This window comes from Mesorhizobium sp. M2A.F.Ca.ET.042.01.1.1 (assembly GCF_003997405.1).
GTDB lineage: Bacteria > Pseudomonadota > Alphaproteobacteria > Rhizobiales > Rhizobiaceae > Mesorhizobium.
This window is the reverse complement of record NZ_RZRX01000669.1, coordinates 1-370: the sequence shown is the minus strand read 5'-3', so window position 1 is coordinate 370 and position 370 is coordinate 1. Positions and strand designations below refer to the sequence as shown.

Here is a 370-nt window from a genome sequence, read left to right as displayed (position 1 = left end):
GCAAGCTTGGTGACCTGCGCCTCGATGGAACCTTCGGCTGGACCATGCACCCCGAACATGATGCGCAGATTAACGACGTCCATCACCTCAAGACCGAGATTGCGGAGATTGTCGTGCACGGCCCGTTCGAGCTCGTCGGCTGAGAAGGCCGGCAGCCAAGAGGCGTCTTCGCCACGGCGGGCGCCGATCTTGGTGACGATGGTGAGGTCGTCGGGGTAGGGCGCCAGCGCCTCGCGGATCAGCTTGTTGGTGACGTACGGACCGTAATAATCGCTGGTGTCGATGTGATTCACGCCTTGCGCAATTGCCTCGCGCAGCACGGCGATGGCCGCGTCATGATCTTTCGGCGGACCGAACACGCCTTTGCCTG

1 protein-coding gene is annotated in these 370 nt (G+C 62.2%); it reads right to left on the bottom strand.

The features are described from left to right. On the bottom strand, window positions 1-370 hold a 370-nt coding region (locus EOA23_RS35460), incomplete at both ends, for an aldo/keto reductase (protein ID WP_189341858.1).